The sequence below is a fragment of the Pseudarthrobacter albicanus genome, assembly GCF_018224015.1.
GTDB classification, from domain to species: Bacteria; Actinomycetota; Actinomycetes; order Actinomycetales; family Micrococcaceae; genus Arthrobacter; species Arthrobacter albicanus.
The window spans coordinates 18,412-45,371 of record NZ_JAGPOT010000035.1 but is presented as its reverse complement, the minus strand read 5'-3'; the positions used below and the strand labels follow the sequence as shown (position 1 = coordinate 45,371).

Below are 26,960 nucleotides of genomic sequence, written 5' to 3'. Positions count from 1 at the left end.
ACGAGGCTGAGCCGGGAATGCCGGACGACGACGCGGAGTCGGGGCGGGGAATGGCCTTGATCCGGGCCCTCGTCACGACTGTGACGTTCATCCGGCAGGACGGGACCAACTCGTGGGTCCTGTCACGGGATTCAACCGGAACCTAGATACCAGGCACGGCGGCGATCCTGCACAAATCCTGCGCGGATCATGTGCAGGATCGCCGCCCGACATACCTGCCCTTGCCGGACACTTACATGAGGTGGTCCGAAGTCCGGACTTCCTGTCCACGGTGGCTGCGGGAATTCCGCCCGAAGCCGCGGCGGCCGTAACGCATTCGGAGGCTTGATGAAGCTGTTCAGGTTTGTGGTAGGCGTCCTCGCCCTGCTGGCTTGCTACTTGCCGGTCAGCGCCGGGCCGGTGCAGGCCGCTGTCGCGTCCATCAGTCTCAGCCCTAACACCGGGCCTGCCGGAACTTCCGTTATGGTCACGGGGACTGGATTTCCCAAGAAAACGTCCGGCGTGGTCACGGCCGGCCCCAGCAGCGTGGCGTTCACGGCCAGCGCCTCGGGATACTTCACGGCAGCCCTCGTCATCCCCCAATCCGCCGATCCGGTGGTCCCGGTCCAGGCGACGGCAGCCAAGACCGGCGCCTCCGCGCCGTTCACCCTCACTTACGGCTCGCCATCACCCACAACGTCCGGCCCGGTCGCCGCCTCCACCGTGCCTGCCCCTGCAAGCGCTGCGCCCAGCACGGCTCCGTTGCGGTTCGGCGTCGGAACGCCGGGGGGACCGCTGGCGGCGGCTGAACTCGAGGAAGTCACCGCCCTGGCGGGTGAGGCCCCGTCCATCATCCTGTCCTACAAGGACTTCAACCAGGCTCCCCCGCTTGCGGAACTGGATGCCGCCCGCACGCGCGGCGCGACGGTCCTGCTGACCTGGGAGCCATGGGCCTGGGGCGGCGGCACCGTCCAGCCGGCCTACTCCCTCGACAGGATCACAGCCGGTGACTTCGATCCCTACCTGCGTCAGTGGGGACAGGCCCTGGCGAATTGGGGCCACCCCGTGATGCTGCGCTTCGGCCACGAGATGAATGGCAACTGGTATCCGTGGTCGGAGCAGGTCAACGGCAACGGCGCCGGAGACTACGTGGCCGCCTGGCGCCACGTCCACGACGTCGTCGCGTCCACAGGCGCGTCCAACATCTCCTGGGTGTGGAACCCGAACGTGCCCTACTGGGGCTCCGCAGCGCTGGAGGGTCTCTACCCCGGGGCTTCCTACGTGGACACGGTGGCCCTGGATGGCTACAACTGGGGAACGTCGGCATCATGGAGCACTTGGACTTCCCCGTCGCAGCTGTTCGCCGGCGGGCTGTCGCAGCTGCGCACACTGGCACCCGGCAAGCAGATCATGATCGCCGAAACGTCCTCTGCCGAGCAGGGCGGATCCAAAGCGGATTGGAATTTGTCCCTGATCAGCTACCTCGCCGCGCAGGGTGATGTCACCGCCGTGACATGGTTCCATTTCAACAAGGAAACGGACTGGCGCATCAACAGCAGCAGCGCGTCCGCGCAGGCATTGAATCAGGCTCTGGCCGCCCGCCCGAAATAGACGCACGTCCCAGAGGGTAGGCGGACCGTCGGTTGCGGCGGCTCCCAGCGCGGCGGCTCAGCTCGGCGGCTCTCAGGTGGGAATGATGCGGAACAGGAAGCGCGTCCGCACCATCACCCACAGCACGGCCAGCAGCACCAGGTAGGCGGCCGTGTTGACCAGGATACGGCCGTCCTGCAGCGCGGGGATATTGGAAATGACACCGATCAGCGCCACATGCATGATGAAAACGTACAGTGTGGCGCGTCCGAGCGGGATCAGGAACCACCCCAACGCGCGCTCCACAGGCTTCCAATAGGCCGTCAGGAAGGCGTACAGAGCCACCACGAGCACCACGACGTTCAACAGCCGCCCCGGGCGCAGATAGGTCCGGCCGAAGAGGGCATCGTACAGGGCGCGGTAGCTTGCGTCGGGCATGAGGGCCAGCCGGACGTCAAACCCGTTGGCAAGATAGGGATTACCCCAGGACAGGAAGGCCAGTGCGGCCGCGGCTGCCGTGCAGGCTGCCACCGCCCAGGTCCTTCCGCGCAACCAGGCAATGATCGCCGCCCGGTGGTATCCGGCCGTTAGGCCGAGCACAAAGAGGATCTGCCACACCAGCAGCGGAAAGGAGTCCTCGAACTGCGAGGGCAGCAGCCGGATCCTGAACACGGCACCTGCCACGTAGAGCGCCGCGGATGCCGCCAGTACCCACAGCGTCCTGCCCCGTGACAAGGCTGCCATCGCGAGGGGGCTGGCGAGGAGCAGTATCACGTAAAGGCCCATGACGTTGAACTGCCACGGCCCGAACTGCAGCAGCAGGATTCCCGGGATCACCTCCGGGGGCACCGGGAAGTGCAGCAGGGAGTCCATTCCCGCATAGAGGTCATAGGAGCGCCCCGCTCCCCCGTGTCCCGCGCCGCCCGTTCCCTGGTCCACGAACGACGTCAGGGCATCGGCATTGACGGTCGGTACAAGCGAAATCAGGAAGACGCCGACCAGTACCGCCAGCGCGGTGGCATAGAGTTTTCCCGCGCGCTTCGAGGCGTGGTCCACCACGTCCGCAAAGTTGTCCCGGGCCCTCGGACCGAACACCATGCCCAGGACCAGCCCGGAAAAAAGGACAAAGAGCTCCGCGCCGGACACGAAGCCCACAGCCTCCTGGGTGAACAGCTGAAAAAGCGACGTCATGCCCACGTGGTTCACCACAACAAACACAATGGCGAGCCCGCGCAGGAGGTCCACCCGTGAATCCCGGGAGGAGGGGTCCGCGTACAACCATCCCGCAACGCGGCCTGGCCGCCGGGGACCTGCCCACAGCAGGAACAGTGCCAGGGCCGCGGAAGCGGCCACGGCCCATACCGCCCAGCCGGAGAGGACGTGGCCGACGCCCGCCACCGGACCGTTGGATTCCCTAATGGCGGTCACGGGCCCCCTTGCCAGGGCCGAGCCGTCCAATCGGGCTCCGGCGGCAGCCGCGATCGCCGGCTGTCCGGTCAACCGCCAATCGATGGCGGCCACACCGGTGTCCCTGGTGCTCCGTCTCTCGTCCCAGACCACGGCCCCGACGTCCCTGAACCGCTCTGCCGAGGCCTCTGCAAGAACCTGGTTCCACCAGGCAAGCTTGATATCGGACTCTTCCGGGCCACCCACGGCCGGGCTGAAGAATGCTGCGGTCTGGAGCATCAAGGGTTTAGCGCGGCCCTCGACGTAGTCGGCGTAGAAATTACCGTACGAACCGCCGCCCTCCTGCCCAGTCAGCATGTCTGCCAGCTCCCCGGAGGCAGGGAGCGAGTTCACGGCAGCTCCGCCCCGGGTGTCGTCATGGTAGGCGCCCAGCCCCACCCACTCGACGGCATCATCGCCGGGGTAGTACGGCAAGTAGCCGTCATCAGCCCCGTCCCAGTTCCCGTCCCCGTTGGTGTCCAGCAGCCGGTATCCGTCAGATCCGGAACCAGGAGCGTTGCGGCTCCGCTCGAACGGGTAATCCTTGGCCAGGAAGGGCTGCCAAACCATTACCGTGCCGGCGTCGTCGATTGAACTGAACGCGGCCGCCACTGCACGAAAGGCGGCGGCGTAGGCGGCCGGTTGCTGGCCCCAGCTCACCCAGCTCGAGTTCATGTCCGGGGCAAACCGGATGAAGACTTTCCCGGGAAGCCCCTCCGTGAGCCGGCTGATCTCCTGTGCAAAGGCTACAGCGGTGCCCGCATCGATCCTCTCAAGCGGAAGGGCCGGCCTTACCGTCAGCAGGGCATGGGCGCCCAGGGATCCGGCCTGGTCCACGAACCCCCGGACATGGGCCTTCTCGGCTTCCAGTACCGGCAGGGTGACGTCGTGTCCCAACATGCCGGGTGAGGAACCCAACCTTTCGGAGAACCCGGCCGCAGTGTCCTCGGCCCATTCCAGGTCAGCGCCGAGGAGAGGGCCGCCGCCGTCGGCAGCCGGACCCGCGGAACCGGACGGAACGCCAGCAACCGAGCCCCGCGTCGGGCCGGCGTCCGCAGCCGACGCGGGGCCGGCAACAAGCAGGGCCAGCAGCACCAGCAGGAACACCTGATGGAGCCTGCCGCTTGGCACTCGGGCATCGCGAGCCGCGGCAGGACGACTCCCACCCCTATGCTTCACAACGCTCCGCTTCGCCAGGGTGTGGCTGACGGGGCTTCGTCGTCACGGCAATGTGTCCCTGTCATCTGTCCATCCTCGGCGGGGATACCCGACCCAGTGTGAGGCCCCCGGCCGATCCTATCCGGCCGGCGCACCGCTAGCGGACAATCCCCTGCACTGGTTGCCGTCTTCTGGTTATGGATCCCTTCCTATCGGGAGTGCACCAGCAGCCCCGGTGTTCTGTAAGATCGTGCAGGTGTGGAACCCGGGCCCTGCCCGGACAGTGCCGCCGCCGGCAAAGACGCACGAGCACGCTAACGAGGGGATTCCGCGATCATGGCTTTGGGCCCTGCTGGAAAACTGCCGGGACTTGATGAGATCTCACCGTTGCTCAAACAGACCCCCATCGCAGTGCTCTTCGTCGCATCCGCGATCATGAGCAGTTCCATTTCAACGCTGACCGTCAGCAACTGGCCCGCGCTGATAGGCGGTGGCGTGCTGATATCGGCGGCAACCCTGCTGGCGGCCGTCTTCGGCCGTCCCTCGCTGCTGCGATTCGCCACCATCGTCCCTACCCTGGACTTCCTGGCTGCCGGATTCCTTCGTCACGCGACCGGTGAAAGCCATTCCATCTACGCTTCCCTCGCGATTCTGCCCGTCCTGTGGTTCGCCGCGATGGAAGGACGGCGCTATGTCCTCCTCGGAGTCCTCGGCGCGTCTGTGGCAATCCTGGTCCCGTTCGCCCTCGGTGCCGTGCATGCTGATAACCCCAACGAGCTGCTCCGCGGCCTCTACAGCACCCTCGTTTTCGCGTTGACGGCAGGGGTGGTGAATGAACTGGCCTCCAGGGCCCGCCTGCGTCTGGGGCTCGCCCGTGCACAGGCAGCTGCCGCTGCCGAGGAACTGCACCGGGCAGCCCGGATCCAGCGTTTCCTCCTGCCCAAGGCCTCTGCCCCGCTTCCCGGGTACGAGACGGCGGGCGCCTGCATTCCGTCCAAGGCGGTCGGCGGTGACTTTTTCGACTGGTACACCATTGACGGGGGCCTGGGGTTCACCCTCGGCGACGTGATGGGAAAGGGCGCCGGCGCCGGCATGATCGCCGCGACAACGCGGGCGGTCATCCGCAGCGCCAGGAACAGCGAGGACCCGGTGAAGGCCCTGACCCTGACGTCTGACTGCTTTGCTACCGAGCTGAGCCGGGCGGCATCCTTCGCCACGCTCTTTCACGCCCGGCTCCGGGCCGCAGACGGACGCGTGCTGTTCTCCGATGCCGGCCATGGCCTGACACTCCTCATCCGCGCCAACGGCACCTGGGAACGTCTGGCGTCCCGGGAGTTGCCCGTGGGGCTGCTTCCGGAGGCCACCTGGACCTCGTTCGAGGTTTATCTGAACCCCGGTGACATGATTGTCAGCTTCAGTGACGGAGTGCTGGACCTGTACGACGGCACCCTCGCCGCGATCGATGAAATAGCCCTGCTGGCGACCGCCGCGACCTCGGCAAAAGACGTCGTCGATGCCGTGCAAAAGCTTGCGGCAGGAAACACCAACCCCGATGACGTGACCATCCTCGCCGTTCGAAGAACAGGGCAGCAGGACGCGGCCCGAAGCGCCCAGGAATCAAACGAGCTCATGGCACTGTCCGCCTCGGCTCCATAGAAACGCGCGCGAAGGACATCGCTTACGGCCGCGCTGGCCACCGGAATGCTGGTTGCCGCCGGCCCTGCCCCCGGTATGCGGGGTCCCGGCGGGCTCTGCCCTGGTTCCCGCGTCCGGGATCCTGGCGGGCGTTAACCTGGGCTGGGAGCCGAAACCCTGGCACATTACAGCGCAAGCCTGGGCAGGCGCCCTGCAGCCGTTGTCAGTTTCACGTCCTTTCCGTTCGGTGCTGCTGCTGAGGCGAACGTGGAGGCGGCGTTCGGGCAGGTCCGGGCCACCGGCGGCATTCTTCTGCTCACGCTCGAGCCGCGTCAGGGACTGGACGCGCTTATCGGCTGGGCCGGGGCTGCGTCCGCGCACAGGGGTCCCGCGCCTCTGTGCTGCACATTGCGGCGGTGGTAGCGTCCGCTCATGGGAATCCCGCCCGATCCGGCCGCGTCTGGACAGCCGCCTGGACAGCCCGGGAACAGACGACGACGGCGGGCCCTGGTGGCTGCGGTCGCGGCGGGCCTGCTGGTGCTCGCCGTCGTCGTCGCCGCGTACGTCCTCGGGCGGCCGCGGACCGAAACCGCCGCTCCGGCCGAAACCGCCCCGCCAGCTGAAACCGCCGCTCCGGCGGCAACGCCCACGCCCACCGAAACGCCGGAACCTCCCGCCGTCGCGCTTAACATCCTGCTGGTGGGCAGCGACAGCCGGGGCAATTTCCGCGAGGAGGAGGCCCGGGCGGCCGCCGGCGGCTTCGGTGACCAGCGGTCGGACGCCCTGGTGCTGCTCCACCTCCCCGCGGACCGGCAGAAGGCCTACGGCATTTCGATCATGCGGGACCTCTGGGTGGACATCCCCGGCCGCGGGGCGTCGAAGATCAATGATGCCCTCAGCTTCGGCGGGATGCCGCTGGTGGTGCGGACCGTGGAAGCCCTGCTCGGTGCCCACATCGACCACACCGTCATGATGGACTTCGCGGGCTTCAAGGGCCTCACCGACGCGCTCGGCGGGATCGAGGTGGACGTCAAGCGCCCGTTCACCTCCACGCATGACTCGAAGCACGACTTTCCGGCCGGCGTGAACCAGCTCAACGGCGCCGCCGCACTGGAATTCGTCCGCGAACGGAAGGCCTTCCCCGACGGCGACTACCAGCGGGTGCGCAACCAGCAGACCTTCCTGCGGGCAGTGCTGGCCAAGGCGGTCAAGGACGGCGCCCTGACCAGCCGCACCGCCGTCCGCCAGCTGGTCACCACGGTGCTGCCGTATGTGTGGCTCGATCCCGGCTTCACCTCGCAGAACCTCGAAAGCCTGGGCCTCAGCCTGCGCAGCATGGGTCCGGAAAACGCCGTGTTCTTCACGCTCCCCACGGCCGGGACGGGCACGAGCCGGGACGGCCGGTCGATCGTGCTGCCGGACGCGGCAGCGATCGCGGCCGTGGCCGCCGCGCTTCGCGAAAACCGGCTCGGCGAGTACGTAACGGCCAACGGGCTGCAGGGCGGCGACTGAGGCCAACGGCCGGGTCCCCAGGCGGCTGGCTGCTGGTTCCATGGCGCCCTGATCCAAACAAGCGAGTCCCACCCGGCTGGCCGGCCCAACGGGGGCACTTTGACACCGACACGCCGCATTCCGGCGCGAAATCGCCGGTTCCGGGCCTCAAAGTAGCCCCGGACGGCGCCGCCAGCCTAGTCGCCAGCCTGGCCGCCAAGCCTCAGGGCGCCAGGCTGCCGTCCTAGGCTGCCAGCCCCAGGGCCTCCCGTGCGCGAACTGCCGCCCGGGCACGCACTGCCGACCGGGACCCAGCCCGAATTCGGCCCGGAGTTCCGGCACCAACCGGGGCGCCGGCTCCGGCGTCGAAAACCTCGGCGCCGAAAGCGTCGGCGGGAGCCACGATGCTGAGCCGGCACTCCGACTGCATCGGATCAATGGCGGCGGGCAGGTGGTGGGAATCCGAGCAGGCCCGCAGCTCCTCCATGGCGGCCGGTTCCACGCGGGCGTGGCTTACATCCACCACCAGGCGCAGGCCTTCCCGCAGGTGGTTGGCCCGCTTCACGACCACATACAGGGCCTGGAGGCTTCTCGCCGTCACGTGCCCCTGGGCTGACACTTCTGCCTGTCCGCAATCTAGGTCGAGCCGGACAAGAACTCTCAGCTTGTCGTTCAAATGCTTCCCCTGTTCGTGCATTTCGTAACCGGCCGCGACGCTGCGGCCTCCCCCAGCCTAGGGAGAGGATGTGACGCAGGCAACATTTAGCGTCATATCGGAAAACCACGCGTTATGAACGGCACTGGCTGTTGAAGGACCCGCCAGCCTGTTGTATGGGCCGGTAGCGAACGCGGGGCGCCCGCCGCGGAATAGCTTTATATATTGGGTCCATGACCCAGACTCCCACGCAGCCTTCCCCGCAGCCTCCCGTCGCCCGGAAGGTTCCCACCGTGCGCACCCACCACGGCGACTCCTTCGAGGACAACTACGAGTGGCTCCGCGACAAGGAATCCGCGGACGTGGTGGAGCTGCTGAAGGCCGAAAACACCTACCAGGAAGCCGTGACCGCCCACCAGGAACCCCTGCGCGAGGCGATCTTCCAGGAAATCAAGGGCCGCACCCAGGAGACCGACCTCTCCGTGCCCAGCCGCAAGGACGGCTGGTGGTACTACTCCCGCTCGGTCGAGGGCAAGGAATACGGCATCCACTGCCGCGTCCAGGCCCGGGACACCGGCGACCGGGTCGCGGACTGGACTCCCCCCGCCGTCGAGGTCGGCGTCGAAATCCCCGGCGAGGACGTCCTGCTGGACGGCAACGTCGAGGCCGAGGGCAAGCCGTTCTTCGCCGTCGGCGGCTCCGCGGTGACCATCGACGGGACCCTCTACGCCTACGCCGTGGACAACGCCGGCGACGAGCGCTTCACCCTGCGGATCAAGGACCTGCGGACCGGCGGAATGCTGCCCGACGTGATCGAGAACGTCTTCTACGGCGTCTCCTTCTCCCCCGACGGCACCCGGATCTTCTACACCGTGGTGGACGATGCCTGGCGCCCCTACCAGGTGAAGTCCCATGTGCTGGGCACGCCCGTCACCGAGGATGAGGTGATTTACCAGGAGGACGACGTCGCCCTGTGGCTGGGCTTCGAGCTCTCCGCCGACCGGCGCCACCTCGTGCTGAGCATCGGCTGCTCCGAATTTTCCGAGACCCGGCTGCTGCGCTTCGACGCGCCCGGGGCGGGCCTGTCCACGGTGATTTCCCGCGAGGAACGCATCCTGTACGACGCCGAGCCGTTCCTCCTCACTGGCCCAGGGGGCGACAAAACAGAGACCATCCTGCTGACCCACAACAGGGACGCCATCAACTCCATGGTCTCGCTCGTGGATCCGGCCGAACTCGCCAAGCCGGTGGCCGAGCAGCACTGGGCCACCGTCGTCGCGCATTCCGACGACGTCCGCGTCAACGGCGCCGGCGTCACCTCCACGCACCTCGTGGTCTCGGTCCGCCAGGACACGATCGAGCGGGTGCAGGTCCTGGCGCTGGCCGGGCTGGGCACACCGGAGCAGGGCGCCCCTGTGGAGCCGGCCTTCGACGAGGAGCTGTACACGGCCGGCGTCGGGGGCTCCGACTACGAGGCCCCCGTGATCCGGATCGGCTACACCTCCTACTTCACGCCGTCCCGGGTGTACGACTTCGTGCTGCCCACGGGGGACATGCCCAGCGGTGAACTGCTGCTGCGCAGGGAAAGCCCGGTGCTGGGCGGCTACTCGCCGTCGGACTATGTGGCCACGCGGGAATGGGCGACGGCGGCGGACGGGACCCGGATCCCGCTCTCCGTGATGCGGCACGCCTCCGTGGCGCGCGACTCCACGGCGGCCGGCCTCGTGTATGGGTACGGATCCTACGAGCTGAGCATGGATCCGGGCTTCGGCATCCCCCGGCTCTCGCTGCTGGACCGCGGCGTCGTGTTCGTGATCGCCCACATCCGCGGCGGCGGGGAACTCGGCCGGCACTGGTACGACAACGGCAAGAAACTGCACAAGAAGAACACGTTCACGGACTTCATCGCGGCCACCGACTGGCTGGCGCAGTCCGGCTGGGTGGACCCGGCCCGGATCGCGGCGATGGGCGGTTCCGCGGGCGGGCTGCTGGTGGGCGCCGTCGCCAACCTCGCGCCGGAAAAGTACGCGGCGATCGTGGCCGCGGTGCCGTTCGTGGACGCCCTGACCACGATCCTGGACCCCGAGCTGCCGCTCTCCGCGCTGGAGTGGGAGGAATGGGGCAACCCGATCACGGACCCGGAGGTGTACGCGTACATGAAGTCGTACACCCCGTATGAGAATGTCCGGGCCGTTGCCTACCCGAAGATCGCCGCCGTGACCTCGTTCAATGACACGCGGGTGCTGTACGTGGAGCCGGCCAAATGGGTGCAGCGGCTGCGCGAACTGACCACCGGCAGCGAGCCGATCGTGATGAAGATCGAGATGGACGGCGGCCACGGCGGCGCCTCGGGCCGGTACGTGCAGTGGAAGGAGCGGGCCTGGGACTACGCGTTCGTCGCCGATTCCCTGGGCGCCACCGAACTGCTTCCCGGCGCGGGCCTGAAGTAGCCTCGAAACCCGCATCGGTTGCTCCGCAGCGGCCCTTTTGAGTCCCCATAAGGGCCGTTGCGGAGCACTCGATGCGGGTTTGGGGCGTGACCTCGCCGTGGACACCCGATTGACGCATCTGGCCGGAATGCGGGCCCGATTGCGGCCATTTCCGTCATATTGCCGGAGTGCGAGCACGGCGCCGGCCTGAAGTAGCCTCGAAACCCGCATCGATTGCTCCGTAATGGCCCTATTGAGTCCCCATAAGGGCCGGTACGGAGCACTCGATGCGGGTGTGAGGCGGGGTTCGAGGCGGGGCCGGGTGTGGGCTGGCCCGACGCAGCTCCGCGGTAGCCAGGCAGGCACCCGATTGCCGGAAATGGCCGCCAAGAGGGACTCCATTGCGGCCATATTCGTCAGGTCGCCGGTGACTGGGCCTGCCGGGCCTTCCATTCCCGGGCCCATTCCTGGGCGAGGACGGCATAGACCACTTCCGTGGCCCACCGGCCCTTGTAGTGCCATTTGTCCACCTGCGTTGACTCCAGCCGCATGCCGAGGCGTTCGCAGAGCGCGGCCGAGGCGGTGTTCAGGGCGTCGAGCCTGGCCTCGATCCGGTGGAAGCCCAGCTCCTCGAAACCGAGCCGCAGCAGTGCCCCTGCCGCTTCCGTGCCGATGCCTCTTCCGCGGGCTGCCGGGGCCAGGCTCCAGCCGATCTCGGCCTGCCCGCGGCCGGGGAGCCACTTGAGGACCACCTCGCCGAGCAGCCCGGGCGCGTCCGCGGCTTCGACGGCCAGGCAGACCCAGTCGCCTTCCCTGCCGAACGCGAAGTTGGCGTAGCGGCCCACCAGCTCCATGGACTGCGTGTAGCTCTTGGCGTCGCCGGGCAGGAACCGGGCGGTCTCCGGCAGCGAATGGTACGCGTGGTAGGCCTCCAGGTCCCCGGCCTCGAAACGGCGCAGCACCAGCCGGTCCGTGCGCAGTGGCAGGCGCAGGGGCAGGGGCAGCCGAAGTTCCCTCATGGCCCCACACTACCCATCGGCTGCTCCGTAACGGCCGTTTTCAGCCGTCAAAAGGGCCGCTACGGAGCAACCGATGAACGGCTGACGACTGAACGGCTGACGACGGCGGCGGTGGCCTCAGCGATCGCACGCTCCTCGTCGGTGGGCACCACCAGCACCGGGATGGCCGAGCCGGCGGTGGAAACCACGCGCGGCTCCGCGGAACGGACCCGATTGGCCCCGGCGTCAAGCACCACGCCGAGCGCGCCCAGCCGGTCCGCCACAAGCGCCCGGAACTGGTGCGAGTTCTCCCCGATCCCGGCCGTGAAGACGATCGCCTTGGCCCCGCCGACCGCGACGTGGTAGCCGCCGATGTACTTCGCGAGCCGGTAGGAGGCGACGGCGAGCGCCATCGCCGCCTTCGCGTCGCCGGCTTCCGCGGCCTCCACCACCGAGCGCATGTCGTTGTTCCCGGCGAGGCCCTTGAGCCCGGACTGGCGGTTCAGCATGGAGTCCAGGTCCTCCGGGGACCAGCCAGCCCGGCCCAGGAACACCAGGATGGACGGGTCCAGGTCGCCGGAGCGGGTGCCCATCACCAGGCCCTCCAGCGGGGTGAAGCCCATGGAGGTGTCCACGGACCTGCCGCCCTGGATGGCCGTGGCGGAGGCGCCGTTCCCCAGGTGGGCGATCACGCCGTCGAACTCCTCCGGCGGAAGGCCCAGCAGCGCCGCGGCACGCTGCGCCACGTACGCGTGCGAGGTGCCGTGGAAGCCGTAGCGGCGGATGCCGTGGTTCGTGTAGAGCGAGTCCGGCACCGCGTAGCGCCAGGCATGCTCGGGCAGGGTGCGGTGGAAGGCGGTGTCGAACACGGCCACCTGCGGCAGCTCCGGCCACTTCCTGGTGATCGCGCGGATGCCCAGCACGCTGGCCGGATTGTGCAGCGGCGCCAGCGGGTTGAGCCGTTCGATCGCCCGGGTGATCTCGTTGTCGACCAGGACCGGCTCGGCGAAGCGTTCCCCGCCGTGCACCACGCGGTGGCCCACGGCGTCGAGCACGCGGTCCCCCAGCGCCTCATGGATCGCTGCCCCCACCTGCTCGAGGGCCTCGGCATGGTCCCGGGGGCCCTCGATTTCGCCGTCGCCTTCGCCGCCGTTGCCCATCCCGATCTTCTCGACCAGGCCTTCGGCGAGCACGCTGCCGGCCTCGACGTCGCGCACCTGGTACCTGAGCGAGGATGAGCCGGAGTTGATCACGAGCACGAGCATGGGGCCTCCTAAGCCTTGGCTTCCACGGGTGTTTCGGGGATTTCCGGCGTTTCCGCGGTCTGCGCCTGGATGGCGGTGATCGCCACCGTGTTCACGATGTCCTCCACGGTGCAGCCCCGGGACAGATCGTTGACGGGCTTGCGCAGCCCCTGCAGGACGGGCCCGACGGCGACCGCACCGGAGGACTGCTGCACCGCCTTGTAGGTGTTGTTGCCGGTGTTCAGGTCCGGGAAGATGAACACGGTCGCCTGCCCGGCCACGGACGAGCCCGGCATCTTGGACGCGGCGATGGCGGCGTCGACGGCGGCGTCGTACTGGATGGGGCCTTCCACGGGGAGGTCCGGCCGGCGTGCCTTCACCAGCCCGGTTGCCTGCCGGACCTTGTCCACGGCCTCGCCGGAGCCGGAGCCGCCGGTGGAGTAGGAGAGCATCGCGACGCGCGGCTCCACCCCGAACTGGACCGCCGTTTCGGCCGAGGCGACGGCGATGTCCGCCAGCTGCTCGGCGTCCGGCTCCGGGTTCACGGCGCAGTCGCCGTAGACGAGCACCCGGTCCGGCATCAGCATCAGGAACACGGAGGACACGATCGTGACGCCCGGCCGGGTCTTCACGAATTCCAGCGCCGGGCGGATGGTGTGCGCCGTGGTGTGCGCGGCGCCGGAGACCATCCCGTCCACCACGCCGAGCTGGACCATCATGGTGCCGAAATAGCTCTCGTCCTGCATCACCTCGAGGGCCTTGGCCAGGTCCACGCCCTTGTGTGCCCGCAGCTCCGCGTACTTCTGTGCGAACCCGTGGCGGAGTTCCGAGGTGGCCGGGTCCACGATCCTGATCCCGGAGAGGTCGATGCCCTGGGTGGAGGCGACCTCGCGGACGTCGCCCTCGCGGCCCAGCACCGTGAGCTCGCAGACGTCGCGGCGGCGCAGGATTTCCGCGGCCCGCAGGATCCGGACGTCCTTCCCTTCCGGCAGCACGATGTGCCGGCGCTGCGAGCGGGCCCGCTCGATCAGCTCATGCAGGAACCGCAGCGGCGTCATCCGCTCCGGCCGCGGCAGGTGCAGGCGCTCCAGCAGTTCGGCCTCGTCCACGCGCCTGGACCACAGGCCCACGGCCGAGGCCACCTTCCGCCGGTGGCCGGACCAGATCTCGCTGCGCACCTCGGAGACCCGCCGGGCCGTGGCGTAGGTGTCCTCGGTGGCGGCAAAGACCGGAAACGGGGCCTGTGCCAGCAGCGAATAGATGTTGGCGTCGGGGGCCAGCCCGCCGGTGAGGATCAGCGCGGAGGGCACCGGGAACTCCGGCGACCAGGACGAGGCGAGGCAGGCGACCAGTACGTCCGCACGGTCACCCGGAACGATCACGAGCGCGCCGTCGTCGAGCACGCCCAGGAAGTTGGCGACGCTCATGGCGGCCACCCTGACCGAGCGCACATCGCGCTCCAGATCGGGCAGCCCGGCCACCTGGCCCAGGGCCAGGGCGGAGGCCACCTCGCCCGTCGTCGGCCGCGCGATCTCCTCCAGCTCCGGCAGGACGTAGACCGGCCGGCCGGTCGCGCCGGGCCGGACCGCGGCCGCGATGCCCTCCAGGTCCGCCGGATCCGCACGGTTGACCATGATGGCCAGGAGCGTGCAGCGTTCGGCGAGGAGCTCCTTGCGGGCCACCTCGACGGCGTCGGCGGCCTCCGCCACGGTGCGCCCCTTCGCCCCCACGACGGCGACGACGGGGACCGCCAGGTTGTTCGCCAGCCGGGCGTTGAGGTCGAACTCGACGGCGGCATCCTGGCCGGTGAGGTCGGTCCCCTCCACGATCACGACGTCGCAGTGCCGGGCGATACCGGCGAAGATCTCCACGCAGCGGGCATCGATTTCCTCGCGTTTTCCCACGGCGAGGAGCCCGCGGACTTCGGCGAAGGTCAGCCCCCCGCGGCAGCGGTCCTCCTCGAGCCCGAAGCGGGCCTTCATCAGCGCCACCATGGGATCGGAGGCGGCGTCAGGGCCGGCGACCACCGGCTTGAAGAAACCGATCCGGTCCGCATGCCGGTGGAGCATGTCCGCCAGGCCCAGGGCTATGAGCGACTTGCCGGAGCCCGGCGTGGTCGCGCTGACGTAGATTCCCTTGGCCATGGCCGCCCTTGTAGTGATGTGTTGCTGCTCCGTCCCACCATACTTTCACTTGTCCGGGCTTTCACTTGTCCGGCCGGGTGGTTCACCCGTGGAGGAGCCTGCTGCCCGGGTGGCCAGGTGCCTTTGTCAGCGGGTGCCTTCCCCGGCCTGCGCCGCGGCGGCGTGGCGCCACGTCGCGGCGCCACGGCCGGCCAAGGGAAGCCGCTATTCGTCGGTGTTTCCACCGTCCAGACGGGCGCCTAAATGATTCGGCTGCCCGCAGCCAAAGTGCCCGCTGCCAAGGGGGAGAGGGCTGATGCCAAGTCCGCGGCGTCCGGGACGAGACGGCGGCCCGTCTCCCGTGCCCGGTTCACGCGGCCGGCATGGAGATCGTCGTCGATCAGACAGGCAACCAGTTCGAGCCGGCGGCCACCGGTTATCGCGGCAGACGAGGCCAGGCTCAGGACGGCGGCGCAGGCCGCTTCCCGGTCCTCACCGTCCAGGGCGCTGATAGCGTAATCGACCCGGTGCGGGAGCAGGACCAAAAACAGGTTCACGAATTCAAGGAAACTGGTCCGCGATTGAAGTTCCCCGGTCAACTCCTCTATCCGGAACCGGTCCAGGACCGGCGCCCGGTCGATGCGGGCCCGGTTCCGGCGCGGCACTGGTTCCCGCGGCTGGTCCCCCTCCGCCGCCCAGGGGGTTGATCCGGGTATCCGCCCGTGGGCCCCGGGACAAAGGAACTGCCGTCCGCGGCGACAGATGAGGTGAAGGCCCGGAGCTTACCCGTGGCTGATTTCAGGCTGATACCCATGATGTCCATCCTTTCGCGTTGGCAGTACGGCCCGGATCTCTGTCCGCCCGAACGCCGGGATTTCATCCGGTTGTGCCTGCAGAGAGGTGCCGGTGAGTCCACCCTAGGGTGAGGAGCCGGGCCGGTCACGAGTGGCCGCTACTGGATATCGACGTGCCACCACCCGCACGGCGTGCCGCCACTACGGAAAACCCCACCCGGCCTTGGGGCCGACAGGCGGGACTCCCGGAGCTTCCGGAGCTTCCGGAGCGTGAATGCCGGCCGTGTGTTCCTTGCCAAGGACAGGTCTCCGACGAGGTCCCCGACGTCGATGTAAGGAGGGCATTTCACCAGTCGGCTGGGGATGAAGGGCTCACCGGGTCTTGACAGAAGGCACCCAAATGGGATTACCTAATGAACATTCGGTAAATAAAGCTGGAGGCAATGACGCATGGCTGAAGTGAGCATTTCCGGTGGCACCCACCCCATCCTGCAGGACGACTATGCCTCCGAATGGATGGGCATCGAAGTGCTCGCACTGGACGACGGGCATGCCACCCTGCGCATGACGCTCCGCCAGGAAATGCTGAACGGTTTCGGGATGGCCCACGGCGGAATGATCTTCGCCTTCGGCGACACCGCGTTCGCCCTCGCCTGCAACCCGGCGACCCCGCAGCCCGGCGCAGCCGGGACTGACGCCGATTCCATCACCGTTGCCTCCGGCGTCGACATCAACTTCCTGAAGCCGGCCTTCCGCGGCCAGATACTCACCGCCGTCGCCAACCGCCGCGCGAGCACGGGGCGCAGCGGGCTCTACGACGTCCAGATCTACGCCGCGGACCCCGCTGGCCCGGCGGACCCGGCGGCCTCCCCCTCTGCATCCCCCGCGGCTCCGGCCGCAACCGTCCCAGGCGAACTCCCCGCAGGCAGCCTGCCGGGCGAACTAATCGCCGAGTTCCGCGGCCGCAGCCGTACCATCTCCAAGAAATAGAAACAGGGAACCCCAGATGACCCAAGAAACCGTCGCCGCCCCCAGTGATGCCGTCCTGGACCGCGAGGAAACCATTTCCCGCGATGAGCTGGAGGCGCTGCAGCTCAGCCGCCTGCAGCACACCCTGGCGTACGCCTATGACCGCGTCCCCCTGTACAAGCGCAAGTTCGACGAGGCCGGGGTCCACCCCACTGACCTCCGCGAGCTCTCCGACCTTGGCAAGTTCCCCTTCACCACCAAGGAAGACCTCCGTCTGGAGTACCCCTTCGGCATGTTCGCCGTGCCGCAGCACGAGGTGGCCCGCATCCACGCAAGCTCCGGCACCACCGGCCGCGCCACCGTGGTGGGCTACACCAAGCAGGATCTGGCCGACTGGGCCAAGCTCGTGGCCCGCTCGCTGCGCGCCTCCGGCGTCCGCCCGGGCATGAAGGTCCACAATGCCTACGGCTACGGCCTGTTCACCGGCGGCCTGGGCGCCCACGCCGGCGCCGAGGCCCTGGGCTGCACCGTCATCCCGATTTCCGGCGGCCAGACCGAACGCCAGATCACGCTCATCCAGGACTTCGAGCCCGACGTCATACTGTCCACCCCCACCTACCTCCTGACCATCGCCGACGCCATGGTCAAGCAGGGCATCGACCCGGCCTCCACTTCGCTGAAGTACGCCGTCCTGGGTGCCGAGCCGTGGACGGAGGAAATGCGCCACGAGCTCGAGGTGACCATGAACATCAAGGCCTGTGACATCTACGGGCTCTCCGAGGTCATGGGCCCGGGCGTCGCCGGCGAAGCCGTGGAAACGCAGGACGGCAGCCACATCTGGGAGGACCACTTCCGCCCCGAAATCATCGACGCGTTCAACCCCGCCGTCGGCGTGGACTCGGTCCTCGGCGACGGCGAACACGGTGAGCTGGTGTTCACCTCGCTGACCAAGGAAGCCCTGCCGATCATCCGGTACCGCACCAAGGACCTGACCCGCCTGCTGCCCGGCACCGCCCGCCCGGCGCACCGCCGCATGGGCCGCATCACCGGCCGCAGCGACGACATGATCATCCTGCGCGGCGTGAACCTGTTCCCCTCGCAGATCGAGGAAATCGCGCTGCGCATCCCGGAGCTGAGCCCGCACTTCCAGCTGGAGCTCACCCGCCCCGAGGGCCAGCGGATGGACCAGTTGACCGTCAGGATCGAGCGCCGCGAATCCGTCACCCCCGAGGGAAGCGCGGCAGCCGCCCGCACCCTCACCGAGCAGATCAAGATCCACGTCGGGTCCTCCTGCACTGTCGACGTCGTGGACCCGGGCTCGCTGGAGCGCTCCAACGGCAAGCTGCGCCGGATCTACGACATGCGCCCCAAGGCCTGAGCGGGCTGACCTCGTGATCGTGAGAAACTAGCGGCTATGCCCAGCACAGTAATACCCACCAAGCGCGGCCGTCCCGGCTATGACCAGCAGTCGGTGCTGACCATCGCCGTCGACGTCTTCAACCGGCACGGCTACGACGCCACCTCGATGGGCATCCTGGCCGAAAACCTGGGCATCTCCAAGTCCGCCATCTACCACCATGTGCCGTCCAAGGGCGATCTGTTGAAGCTTGCCCTGGAACAGGCCCTCGGCGGTCTCGAGGCGGTCCTGGAGCGGCCGGAGGCGCTCACCGGCACGGCCGAAGCCCGGCTGGAGTTCGTGCTCCGGGAAACCATCGCGGTCCTCGTGGACCGGCTGCCGTTCGTCACGCTGCTGCTGCGCCTGCGCGGCAACACGGAGATTGAACGGGACGCGATGGAGCGCCGGCGCACCTTCGACCACAAGGTCGCGGCCCTGATTTCCGCGGCCCGCGACGAGGGCTCGCTGCGCCAGGACATCGACCCCCGCACGGTCACGCGCCTGCTGTTCGGCACCATCAACTCGATCGTGGAGTGGTACAAGCCGGGCGGGTCGCTGTCGCCGGAGAAGCTGGCCGACGACGTCATCACCATGGCGTTCAACGGCCTGCACATCCCCCGCTGACCCTCCCCGGCGACCCTCCCGCACGTCCTGCACCCATTCCGGCGACGCTCCCGCACGTCCTGCACCCTCCCCGGCGACCCTCCCGCACGTCCTGCACCCATTCCGGCGACGCTCCCGCACGTCCTGCACCCTCCCCGGCGACCCTCCCGCACGTCCTGCACCCATTCCGGCGACGCTCCCGCACGTCCTGCACCCTCCCCGGCGACCCTCCCGCACGTCCTGCACCCATTCCGGCGACGCTCCCGCACGTCCTGCACCCTCCCCGGCGACCCTCCCGCACGTCCTGCACCCATTCCGGCGACGCTCCCGCACGTCCTGCACCCTCCCCGGCGACCCTCCCGCACGTCCTGCACCCATTCCGGCGACGCTCCCGCACGTCCTGCACCCTCCCCGGCGACCCTCCCGCACGTCCTGCACCCATTCCGGCGACGCTCCCGCACGTCCTGCACCCTCCCCGGCGACCCTCCCGCACGTCCTGCACCCATTCCGGCGACGCTCCCGCACGTCCTGCACCCTCCCCGGCGACCCTCCCGCACGTCCTGCACCCATTCCGGCGACGCTCCCGCACGTCCTGCACCCTCCCCGGCGACCCTCCCGCACGTCCTGCACCCATTCCGGCGACGCTCCCGCACGTCCTGCACCCTCCCCGGCGACCCTCCCGCACGTCCTGCACCCATTCCGGCGACGCTCCCGCACGTCCTGCACCCTCCCCGGCGACCCTCCCGCACGTCCTGCACCCATTCCGGCGACGCTCCCGCACGTCCTGCACCCTTCCCGGCGACCCTCCCGCACGTCCTGCACCCATTCCGGCGACGCTCCCGCACGTCCTGCACCCTTCCCGGCGACCCTCCCGCACGTCCTGCACCCTTTCCGACCCGTGGGCATGTCCCACCTTCGGCCGCGCCATTGGACATGCCCTCCGCTGCGGCCGCACCCCCGCTGGACATGCCCTCCGCTGCCCGCGACCGTTGGGCATGATGGTGATATGTCCATTCGTCAGGCCCAGCAATGGGCATGTCCCGCGGATCCAGGGATTCGGTACGCCCCCACCGCACGGGCCGCCAGCGGGAAAATCCCGCAGGATTCAAGGGAGCGCCGGTGCTGCACGGCCATTGACGGCGCGGGGGCGCGGAGGCCACCCTGAATGCATGGCCACGAAACTATCCGATGTCCTCTTCGGAACCTTTTCGCAACTCCGTTACCAGCCCACCGCCAAGCGGGTCCGGGCGCGACTCAGCGGGAACACCGTCGTCGACACCCTCAACGCGCTCCTGGTCTGGGAGCCGCGGCGGATTACCCCGATCTTTGCGGTTCCGGAGGCGGAACTGCTGGCGGAACTCGCAGCGCCGGGCGGCTCGGGGGCCGAGGTCCACGAGCTCGGGGTCACGCTGTCCGTGGACGTCCCGCCGTTGCTGGACCCCCGCACCGGCTTCGGCAAGCACACCTCGGCCGGCGAGGAGTTCGACGTCGTGACGGCAACGGCGACGGCGCCGCGCGCCGCGTTCCGCCCGGACGATCCACACCTCGCCGGGTATGTGGTCCTGGACTTCGGCGCCTTTGACTGGCTGGAGGATGACGAGGAGATCATCGGCCACCCCCGCGACCCGTTCCACCGGGTGGACATCCGGGCCTCCTCCCTCAAGGTGGAGGTGGCGCTCGACGGCGTGACGCTCGCCAGCACGAACGGCGCGCAACTCCTCTACGAGACGATGCTCCCGGTCCGCTACTACATCCCGCCGGAGGATGTGCGCCTGGACCTGATGGAGGCGAGCCCCAAGCGGACCGTCTGCCCCTACAAGGGCGAAGCCCGTTACTGGACGTATCCCGTCCCGGAGAGCGGAAGGAACGTCGCGTGGAGCTATGACCGCCGCTTCCGCGACGCCGCCCAGATCCACGGCCTCGTGTGCTTCTTCAATGAGCGGGTGGACGTGACGGTCGACGGCGTGCTCCAGGTCCGGCCCGTGACGCCCTGGTCCCGGCCGCAGGATCGGCGGGAAGGCGCCGCCCCGGACGCCGCCCCGGCACCCCTGCCTTAGACAGCGGGAAGGCGCCCCGCTGAGCCGGGGCGCCTCGATACTTCCGCCGACACTTCCGCCGATCAGATTCCGGTGCAGATCCGGTCAGACCTGGTAGTCAGCCGGCGAGGTGATGTTCTCGTGGACGCACAGGATGTTGTGCTCCGAGTCCATGAACCAGGCGCACTTCTCCGAATCGGTTGTGCAGATGTGGTGCTCGGTCTTGAGGTCCGGGAGGTCGTAGTCCTGGAACCTCACACCCTTCGCTTCCATCTCCTCGACGGTCCGCTCGATATCGCGGACCTCAAAGCTGAGGGTTGTGTGCTCGGAGTGCTTGCCATCCGTCACCGGCATCAACTGCAGCATCGGGCCGCCGTCGCTGCCGAACATTTCGCTGCCATCTTCCGCCACGCCACGATGCGGGAGTCCGAGAGTTTCCGCGTAGAAACGGCGGGCGCGCTCTTTGTCGTCAACGGGCAGAACGGTTGTGGCACTGTTCAATACTAGGGTCATTTTTCTACCTCCTACGATGAAGATTTTACGCCGGAGCGGGCCAGAAAGAGCCTGCGAATTGGCTGCCGAAGGCATCACCGGCGGGCCCCCGGCGCTACCCCGGGAACTTGTGTAGGTAGGCTGGGCGGATGGACGAGGTGACAGGCACCCGGCGCCCCCGCAGGCGTTGGTGGATTGCGGCAACCGTTGTTGTCCTGGTGGCCGTCCTGGCGGTTCCCGCAGCCGGCCTGGCCCACTTTATGATGACAAATGCCGTCGGACGGACCACCGTGGTCAAGGACGAGGACGGCGAAGAGCGCACCGTGTACTGGCGCGATTATCCGGGTGTTGCCGGTCTCGATCCTGACGAAATCCTTCGCGGTCCCACTGCCGAGGAGGGCTATGCCGCGGGGATGGAAATGGTCGCGGATATCCGGGCGGCACTGGCCAGGGAGCTTGAGCTGGAGTGGGCCCCCGGACCGGCCGGACAGGACGACGTCGACCCGTTTCACGAGCGCACGCAAAACGACTTCGGCGGGGAGTCAATCCTGACACTCATCAACGCACCTCCCTCACAAAGCACCAGTGTGCCGACGACGTGGGCCGGCAAGCAGCGGGCCCTCGAGATCATCGGAGGTGTCCTGGGCCGGCACGGATATTCAGCCCCCGTTCTCGACCGTTACGACCTCTGGACCGATGAGGACCGCGTCCGCGAGCTGGGCGGTGCCACTCCGGAAACCCAGGTCATAGTTTCCGGATCCGCCGAGGGACCGGCCGGACAGTGGCTGTCCTTCATGTTCCAGGATCTATCGAAGGATACCCAGGGTCGCTTTGAGGAAGGCCTCCGGCCACCTCCCGGAGCGGGCGGGCAGCCGGACACGCTGAGCATCAGCTACGGCGCCAACGGTCTGATTCCCGGGTCAGACAGGGAAGAATTCAAAAACCGGCTCAAACCCTTCGCCGGCCTGGCACCTCCCCCGCCTTAGGATAGCTAGTCTCTTTTCGAGGCGATTCATCTGGCAAACGCGGCACGGTCGTGGCAACTCAAGAAGCAAGTGAGGGAGCGTCCGCCCGCAACGTGCAGGACGTGAGGGAGCGTCTATTTCTCGACAATCCGGATATCAGGATCCGTCATGCCGTGGCCGCCTGGCCCGGGCCTCCCGCGCGGCGCCTGGTGCGCGGCGCCTCGTGGGGCGGTTTGCGCGTCATCAGCCACACAGACCACGAAAGGAACACCCGACGTCGGGCCCGCTCCACCACCAGCAGACGAACCAAAGACAAACCGTCCACCACACGCCCTGAGACATGACACCCGGGTTTGGGGGCAGCAAGTGAGGGACCGTCCGCCCGGAACGTGCAGCAAGTGAGGGAGCGTCCGCCCGCAACGTGCAGGACGTGAGGGAGCGTCTATTTCTCCACGAGGGTGAGGACGTCGTAGGTGGCGACGATCTCGTCGTCCTGGTTGGTCAGGACGGCGTCCCAGGCCACCTCGCCGTACTCGTCGGTCTCGCGCGGGGTGATCTTCTTGGCCGTCAGCGTGACCCGGATGGAGTCGCCCGCGGCCACGGGGGTGATGAAGCGCAGGTTCTCCAGGCCGTAGTTGGCCAGGACGGGGCCCGGAGCGGGCTCCACGAACAGTCCCGCGCCCCAGGCCAGCAGCAGATAGCCGTGCGCCACGATGCCCGGGAAGAACGGGTTCGCGGCGGCGGCCTCCTCGTTGGTGTGGGCGTAGAAGGTGTCGCCCGTGGAGTTGGCGAACGCCGTGATGTCCTCCAGCGAAACCTCGCGCAGCCCGGAGCGGATGGCGTCGCCGATATGCAGCGTGCCCAGGGGCTTCCGGAACGGGTGCTGGCCTTCGGTGTCCAGGGTGAAGTTGCGGTCGGCCCCGGTGTGCCAGATGCCCGTCACGGCGGTCAGCATGTTGGGCGAGCCCTGGATGGCGGTGCGCTGCATGTGGTGCATGACCGAGCGGATGCCGCCGAGTTCCTCGCCGCCGCCGGCGCGGCCGGGTCCGCCGTGGACCAGGTGCGGGACCGGTGAGCCGTGGCCGGTGGAGCTGCGGGCGTCCTCGCGGTTGAGCATGAGGACACGGCCGTGGTGGGCCGCGATGCCCGTCACCAGCTCCCGCGCCACGGCCGGATCGTTGGTGCAGACCGAGGCGACGAGCGAGCCGCCGCCGCGGGCGGCGAGGCGGACGGCGTCGGGCAGGTCCGTGTACCCGACCACCGAGGACACCGGGCCGAACGCCTCGAGCGAGTGGAGCTCCTCGGCTTCCGGATCGGCCCAGCTCAGCAGGACGGGCGACATGAAGGCGCCCTCGTCGACGACGCCGACGGTACCGTCGGCGCTGGTCACCCTGGGCGAGTCGAGGGTGCCGTAGGCGAGCTCCCCGCCGGCGTCGAGCATGGCCTGGACGGCGGCGCGGACGTCGGCGAGCTGCTCCCGGGAGGCCAGGGCGCCCATGGTGACGCCCTCGGCGCGGGGGTCGCCGAGGACCACGCGTTCCTTGATCCGGTCGCCCACGGCGGCCACGACGTCGGACACCAGGTCCTGCGGCACGATCGCGCGGCGGATCGAGGTGCACTTCTGGCCGGCCTTCGCCGTCATCTCGGTGACGAGGGACTTGATGAAGGCGTCGAACTCCGGCGTGCCCTTGACGGCGTCCGGGCCGAGGATCGCGGCGTTGAGGGAGTCGGTCTCCGAGGTGAAGCGGACGCCGCCCTTGACCACGTTCGGGTGGGATTTCAGGGTGTCGGCGGTGGAGGCGGAGCCGGTGAAGGAGACGTAGTCGCGGTAGTCGAGGTGGTCCAGGAGCGTGCGGACGGAGCCGGAGATCAGCTGCAGCGAGCCCTTGGGCAGGATGCCGGATTCGATGATCGCCTTGACCACGGCGGCTGCGACATAGCCGGTGGGGGTGGCGGGCTTGACGATGGTGGGGACGCCGGCGATGAAGGCCGGGGCGAGCTTCTCGAGCATGCCCCAGACCGGGAAGTTGAAGGCGTTGATCTGCACGGCCACGCCCGGGATGCGGGTGAAGATGTGTTCACCGGCGAACGAGCCGTCCTTGGACAGCACCTCCATGGGCCCGTCCACGACCACCTGGGAGTTGGGCAGTTCGCGGCGGCCCTTGGAGCCGAAGGTGAACAGCACGCCGATGCCGCCGTCGATGTCGATCATCGAGTCGATCCTGGTGGCGCCGGACTGCGCCGAGACCGCGTAGAACTCGTCGCGGCGCGCGTTCAGGTACTGCGCCAGCTCCTTGAGCTTGAGGGCGCGCTGGTGGAAGGTCAGCCTGCCGAGCTCGGCCTGCCCGGTGGTGCGTCCGTAATCCACGACGGCGGCCAGGTCCAGCCCCGCGGTGCTCACCCTGGCCAGGAGTTCGCCGGTGCTGGCATCCAGGACGGGTGCGGCGCCGGCTGCGGCGGCGGCGTCGGGGGTCCACCAGGAATCACGGATGAAGCTGGGAACGATTTCTACGGTGTCTACAGTGGGTTCCGGAGCAGTTGCGGTGGTGGTCATCGTTGACGGGTCCTTCCAGCGGGGGCAAGATCAACACGGCCGGCGCATTACTGACCGTCCGTTCGGTAATATGTCTACAGTACAGGAATGATGCGCGCGGCACACTAGCCGCGGCACCGACCGGCCGGCCGGCCACAGAGGAGACGCCATGACGCCCGAGCCCCGCACCACAGAGCCGTGGAAAATCACGCTCGGCGAACTGGACGAGAAGATGGGCGTCAAGATCGTCGAGGAGTCCGTGGAACGCGTCGTGGCGACCATGCCGGTGGAAGGCAACCGGCAGTCGTTCGGGCTGCTGCATGGCGGCGCGTCCCTGGCCGTCGGCGAGGCCGTGGGCTCCTGGGCCGCCGTGATCCACGCCAGCACGCTGGGCAAGACCGCGGTGGGCGTGGATGTTTCCGCGACCCACCACAAGTCCGCCCGCGAGGGGACCATCACGATCACGGCCACCCCCATCCACCTCGGCGGCACCCTCACCACCCACGAGGTGCTGATCACGAACGACGCCGGGCAGCGGCTGTGCACGCTGCGGATCACCAACCTGCTGCTGGACCGGAAGTCCTGACCGGACACCGCCGGGTTCGCCCAAGACCTGCGGGGTCGCCGTAGCCGCACGGCGACCCGGCATCATTCCGGCGAACTCGGGTCTGGGTAGGGCCGATCGGCCCGGAAGGCACCCGGGCCGCGGCTGTTAGATTGGCGGTGCTAAGCCACCCAACACCGACCGGCACGGCCGCACTGGAAGGGAACCGCCATGCTCTCAGACACCTCGCTACCCGTGATCAAGGCCACGCTGCCTGCCGTGGGCGAGCGCATCGAGGAGATCGCCAAGCGCTTCTACGAACACATGTTCGACGCGCGGCCGGACCTCCTGGACGGGCTTTTCAACCGGGGAAACCAGGCGGACGGCCGCCAGCAGCAGGCACTGGCCGGATCCATCGCGGCGTTCGCCGGGCTGCTGGTGGACAAGCCTGACCAGGTGCCGGACCACCTCCTCTCGCGGATCTCCCACAAGCACGTCTCGCTGGGACTGAGCCCGGACCAGTACCAAATCGTCCACGACCACCTGATGTGGGCGATCGTGGACGTCCTCGGGGATGCCGTCACGCCCGAGGTCGCGGCCGCCTGGGACGAGGTCTACTGGCTGATGGCGAACATGCTCATCAACAAGGAACGCGGGCTGTACAACGCCGTGCACCTGAGTCCCGAGACGATCTGGCGGACGTGGCGGGTGGCCCAGCGGATCCAGGAGACGGAGGACGTGGTCTCGTTCGTCGTCGAACGCACCGACGAGCGCGACGTCAAGCCGTCCCTGCCGGGGCAGTACGTGACCATCAGGATGCCGATGCCCGACGGCGTGCAGCAGCCCCGGCAGTACAGCCTGACCAGGGCCGACGACGGGCTGCACCGGCAGTTCGCCGTGAAGAGGGTCCATGGGCTCAGCACCCCGGACGGCGAGATGTCCACGCTGCTCCACGACGGTGTCCAGGTGGGCGACGAGGTGGTGCTCTCGGCACCCTTCGGCGATGTGGTGCTGGAGTACACGGACCGGCCGCTGGTCCTGGCGAGCGCGGGAATCGGGATCACGCCGATGGCCGGAATGCTGTCCCACCTGGTGAAGTCCGGCTCCCAGCGCCAGGTGATGCTGCTGCATGCCGATGACAGCGAGGAGTCCTTCCCGCTCCGGGCGCAGGTCACGGAGGATCTCGCGAAACTGGCAGACGGGACGTTGAAAACGTGGTTCCTGTATGCCGCCGAGGGCGGAAAGTCCTCCGAGTCCGGGTTCTCCGGCTTTATGGATGTCAGCGCCGTGGAACTGCCCGACGACGCCGAGTATTACCTCTGCGGGCCGCTGCCCTTCCTGCAGTCGGTCCGGAGCGCGCTGGTGGCCGGCGGCGTCCGGCCCAGGGACGTCCAGTATGAGGTTTTCGGCCCGGACCTGTGGCTGGCGGATTTCCAGTAGCCCGCTCAACGAAGCGGGGACAGCGGCATTCCCAGTGGCCCTGGCCAGTCAGAGACTTTCAGTACGGAACCTTTATCGGCGTTAGTGACGTACAAGACTCCGTCTTCGGTCAGCAGACATTTTGTGGCATGCGTCGAGTCAGGATTCACCACAACGACAGCTCGCCGAGCCCGTGCCCTATCCGACGACGTGCTCGCCGCAGGCCTGGGCGGCGGCCACACCGATCCTCCTGGTGGCGAGCCTGATGGGGTACGACACCCATGTTGTGATGGGCGGCCTTGGCACGACTGTCCCGCCCCGATTGCTTCGCAATCCTCGGCTTGCAAGACGCGACCGGGAGGGCCGTCATCAATATGCACGATGGCGTGGGCATAGCCGCGGCCTGGATGCGCATGTCCCGCTTCTCGCACTGCACTATGCGCCCGCGTGAAGCGCAGCAG

General features: G+C 68.2%; 19 protein-coding genes and 1 pseudogene. 13 read left to right on the top strand and 7 right to left on the bottom strand.

Annotated elements, in window-relative coordinates; translation table 11 throughout:
• Both J9611_RS22480 and J9611_RS09815 read left to right on the top strand, forming a co-directional pair.
• Positions 1-146: pseudogene (locus tag J9611_RS22480) on the top strand (ATP-binding protein); the annotation flags it as partial.
• A 316-nt stretch (positions 147-462) separates the two neighbouring features.
• A complete protein-coding gene (locus J9611_RS09815; protein ID WP_307857067.1) occupies positions 463-1,590 on the top strand; it encodes a glycoside hydrolase family 26 protein in 1,128 nt (375 codons plus the stop codon).
• A 72-nt stretch (positions 1,591-1,662) separates the two neighbouring features.
• Here J9611_RS09815 and opgC read toward each other — a convergent pair whose 3' ends face one another.
• On the bottom strand, positions 1,663-4,146 hold the full coding sequence (opgC, locus tag J9611_RS09810) for an OpgC domain-containing protein (RefSeq protein ID WP_307857066.1): 2,484 nt from the start codon (positions 4,144-4,146) through the stop codon (positions 1,663-1,665).
• A 363-nt stretch (positions 4,147-4,509) separates the two neighbouring features.
• On the opposite strand from opgC, the gene J9611_RS09805 reads away from it, so the two are divergent.
• Positions 4,510-5,829 carry a PP2C family protein-serine/threonine phosphatase gene (locus tag J9611_RS09805; protein WP_211879708.1) on the top strand — a complete coding sequence of 440 codons (1,320 nt, stop codon included), beginning with the start codon at positions 4,510-4,512 and terminating at the stop codon, positions 5,827-5,829.
• Positions 5,830-6,240: 411 nt separating this feature from the next.
• Positions 6,241-7,320 (top strand): LCP family protein, encoded by a 1,080-nt coding sequence (locus tag J9611_RS09800; protein ID WP_211879706.1) that lies wholly within the window; start codon positions 6,241-6,243, stop codon positions 7,318-7,320.
• Positions 7,321-7,543: 223 nt separating this feature from the next.
• Here the strand turns inward: J9611_RS09800 and J9611_RS22475 are convergent, their stop codons facing one another.
• Positions 7,544-7,900: a hypothetical protein gene (locus tag J9611_RS22475; protein WP_307857065.1), complete on the bottom strand. Its 357-nt coding sequence runs from the start codon at positions 7,898-7,900 to the stop codon at positions 7,544-7,546.
• A 287-nt stretch (positions 7,901-8,187) separates the two neighbouring features.
• Here J9611_RS22475 and J9611_RS09790 point away from each other — a divergent pair, with 287 nt between their 5' ends.
• Positions 8,188-10,404 (top strand): S9 family peptidase, encoded by a 2,217-nt coding sequence (locus tag J9611_RS09790; protein WP_211879704.1) that lies wholly within the window; start codon positions 8,188-8,190, stop codon positions 10,402-10,404.
• Between the two features lie 395 nt (positions 10,405-10,799).
• On the opposite strand, the gene J9611_RS09785 is transcribed toward J9611_RS09790, so the two are convergent.
• Genes J9611_RS09785 through pta form a run of 3 tightly spaced genes read right to left on the bottom strand, consistent with a single transcriptional unit; the run spans position 10,800 to position 14,769 of the window.
• Positions 10,800-11,402 carry a GNAT family N-acetyltransferase gene (locus J9611_RS09785; RefSeq protein WP_246527615.1) on the bottom strand — a complete coding sequence of 201 codons (603 nt, stop codon included), beginning with the start codon at positions 11,400-11,402 and terminating at the stop codon, positions 10,800-10,802.
• A 59-nt stretch (positions 11,403-11,461) separates the two neighbouring features.
• A complete protein-coding gene (locus tag J9611_RS09780; RefSeq protein ID WP_211879702.1) occupies positions 11,462-12,646 on the bottom strand; it encodes an acetate kinase in 1,185 nt (394 codons plus the stop codon).
• Positions 12,647-12,654: 8 nt separating this feature from the next.
• Positions 12,655-14,769 carry a phosphate acetyltransferase gene (gene pta / locus J9611_RS09775; protein ID WP_211879700.1) on the bottom strand — a complete coding sequence of 705 codons (2,115 nt, stop codon included), beginning with the start codon at positions 14,767-14,769 and terminating at the stop codon, positions 12,655-12,657.
• A 362-nt stretch (positions 14,770-15,131) separates the two neighbouring features.
• Between pta and J9611_RS09770 the strand changes: the two genes are divergently transcribed.
• The 5 genes from J9611_RS09770 to J9611_RS09750 all read left to right on the top strand — a co-directional run bounded on the left by J9611_RS09770 (position 15,132) and on the right by J9611_RS09750 (position 20,567).
• A complete protein-coding gene (locus J9611_RS09770; RefSeq protein WP_211879698.1) occupies positions 15,132-15,455 on the top strand; it encodes a hypothetical protein in 324 nt (107 codons plus the stop codon).
• Between the two features lie 537 nt (positions 15,456-15,992).
• A complete protein-coding gene (locus J9611_RS09765) occupies positions 15,993-16,532 on the top strand; it encodes a hotdog fold thioesterase (protein ID WP_211879696.1) in 540 nt (179 codons plus the stop codon).
• A gap of 16 nt (positions 16,533-16,548) precedes the next feature.
• Positions 16,549-17,889 (top strand): phenylacetate--CoA ligase PaaK, encoded by a 1,341-nt coding sequence (gene paaK / locus J9611_RS09760; RefSeq protein WP_211879694.1) that lies wholly within the window; start codon positions 16,549-16,551, stop codon positions 17,887-17,889.
• 36 nt (positions 17,890-17,925) lie between these two features.
• Complete coding sequence (locus tag J9611_RS09755) at positions 17,926-18,531, top strand: TetR/AcrR family transcriptional regulator (RefSeq protein WP_211879692.1); 606 nt, start codon at positions 17,926-17,928, stop codon at positions 18,529-18,531.
• Positions 18,532-19,679: 1,148 nt separating this feature from the next.
• Positions 19,680-20,567 (top strand): DUF427 domain-containing protein, encoded by an 888-nt coding sequence (locus J9611_RS09750; protein ID WP_211879691.1) that lies wholly within the window; start codon positions 19,680-19,682, stop codon positions 20,565-20,567.
• Positions 20,568-20,651: 84 nt separating this feature from the next.
• Here J9611_RS09750 and J9611_RS09745 read toward each other — a convergent pair whose 3' ends face one another.
• Entirely contained in the window at positions 20,652-21,059 is a 408-nt protein-coding gene (locus J9611_RS09745; protein ID WP_211879689.1) for a VOC family protein, read from the bottom strand.
• A gap of 128 nt (positions 21,060-21,187) precedes the next feature.
• Here J9611_RS09745 and J9611_RS09740 point away from each other — a divergent pair, with 128 nt between their 5' ends.
• On the top strand, positions 21,188-22,024 hold the full coding sequence (locus tag J9611_RS09740; protein ID WP_211879687.1) for a hypothetical protein: 837 nt from the start codon (positions 21,188-21,190) through the stop codon (positions 22,022-22,024).
• 421 nt (positions 22,025-22,445) lie between these two features.
• Here J9611_RS09740 and paaZ read toward each other — a convergent pair whose 3' ends face one another.
• Entirely contained in the window at positions 22,446-24,557 is a 2,112-nt protein-coding gene (gene paaZ / locus J9611_RS09735; protein WP_211879685.1) for a phenylacetic acid degradation bifunctional protein PaaZ, read from the bottom strand.
• Positions 24,558-24,705: 148 nt separating this feature from the next.
• On the opposite strand from paaZ, the gene J9611_RS09730 reads away from it, so the two are divergent.
• Complete coding sequence (locus tag J9611_RS09730) at positions 24,706-25,122, top strand: PaaI family thioesterase (protein WP_211879683.1); 417 nt, start codon at positions 24,706-24,708, stop codon at positions 25,120-25,122.
• A gap of 189 nt (positions 25,123-25,311) precedes the next feature.
• On the top strand, positions 25,312-26,520 hold the full coding sequence (locus tag J9611_RS09725; RefSeq protein ID WP_211879681.1) for a globin domain-containing protein: 1,209 nt from the start codon (positions 25,312-25,314) through the stop codon (positions 26,518-26,520).
• Positions 26,521-26,960: the final 440 nt, after the last annotated feature.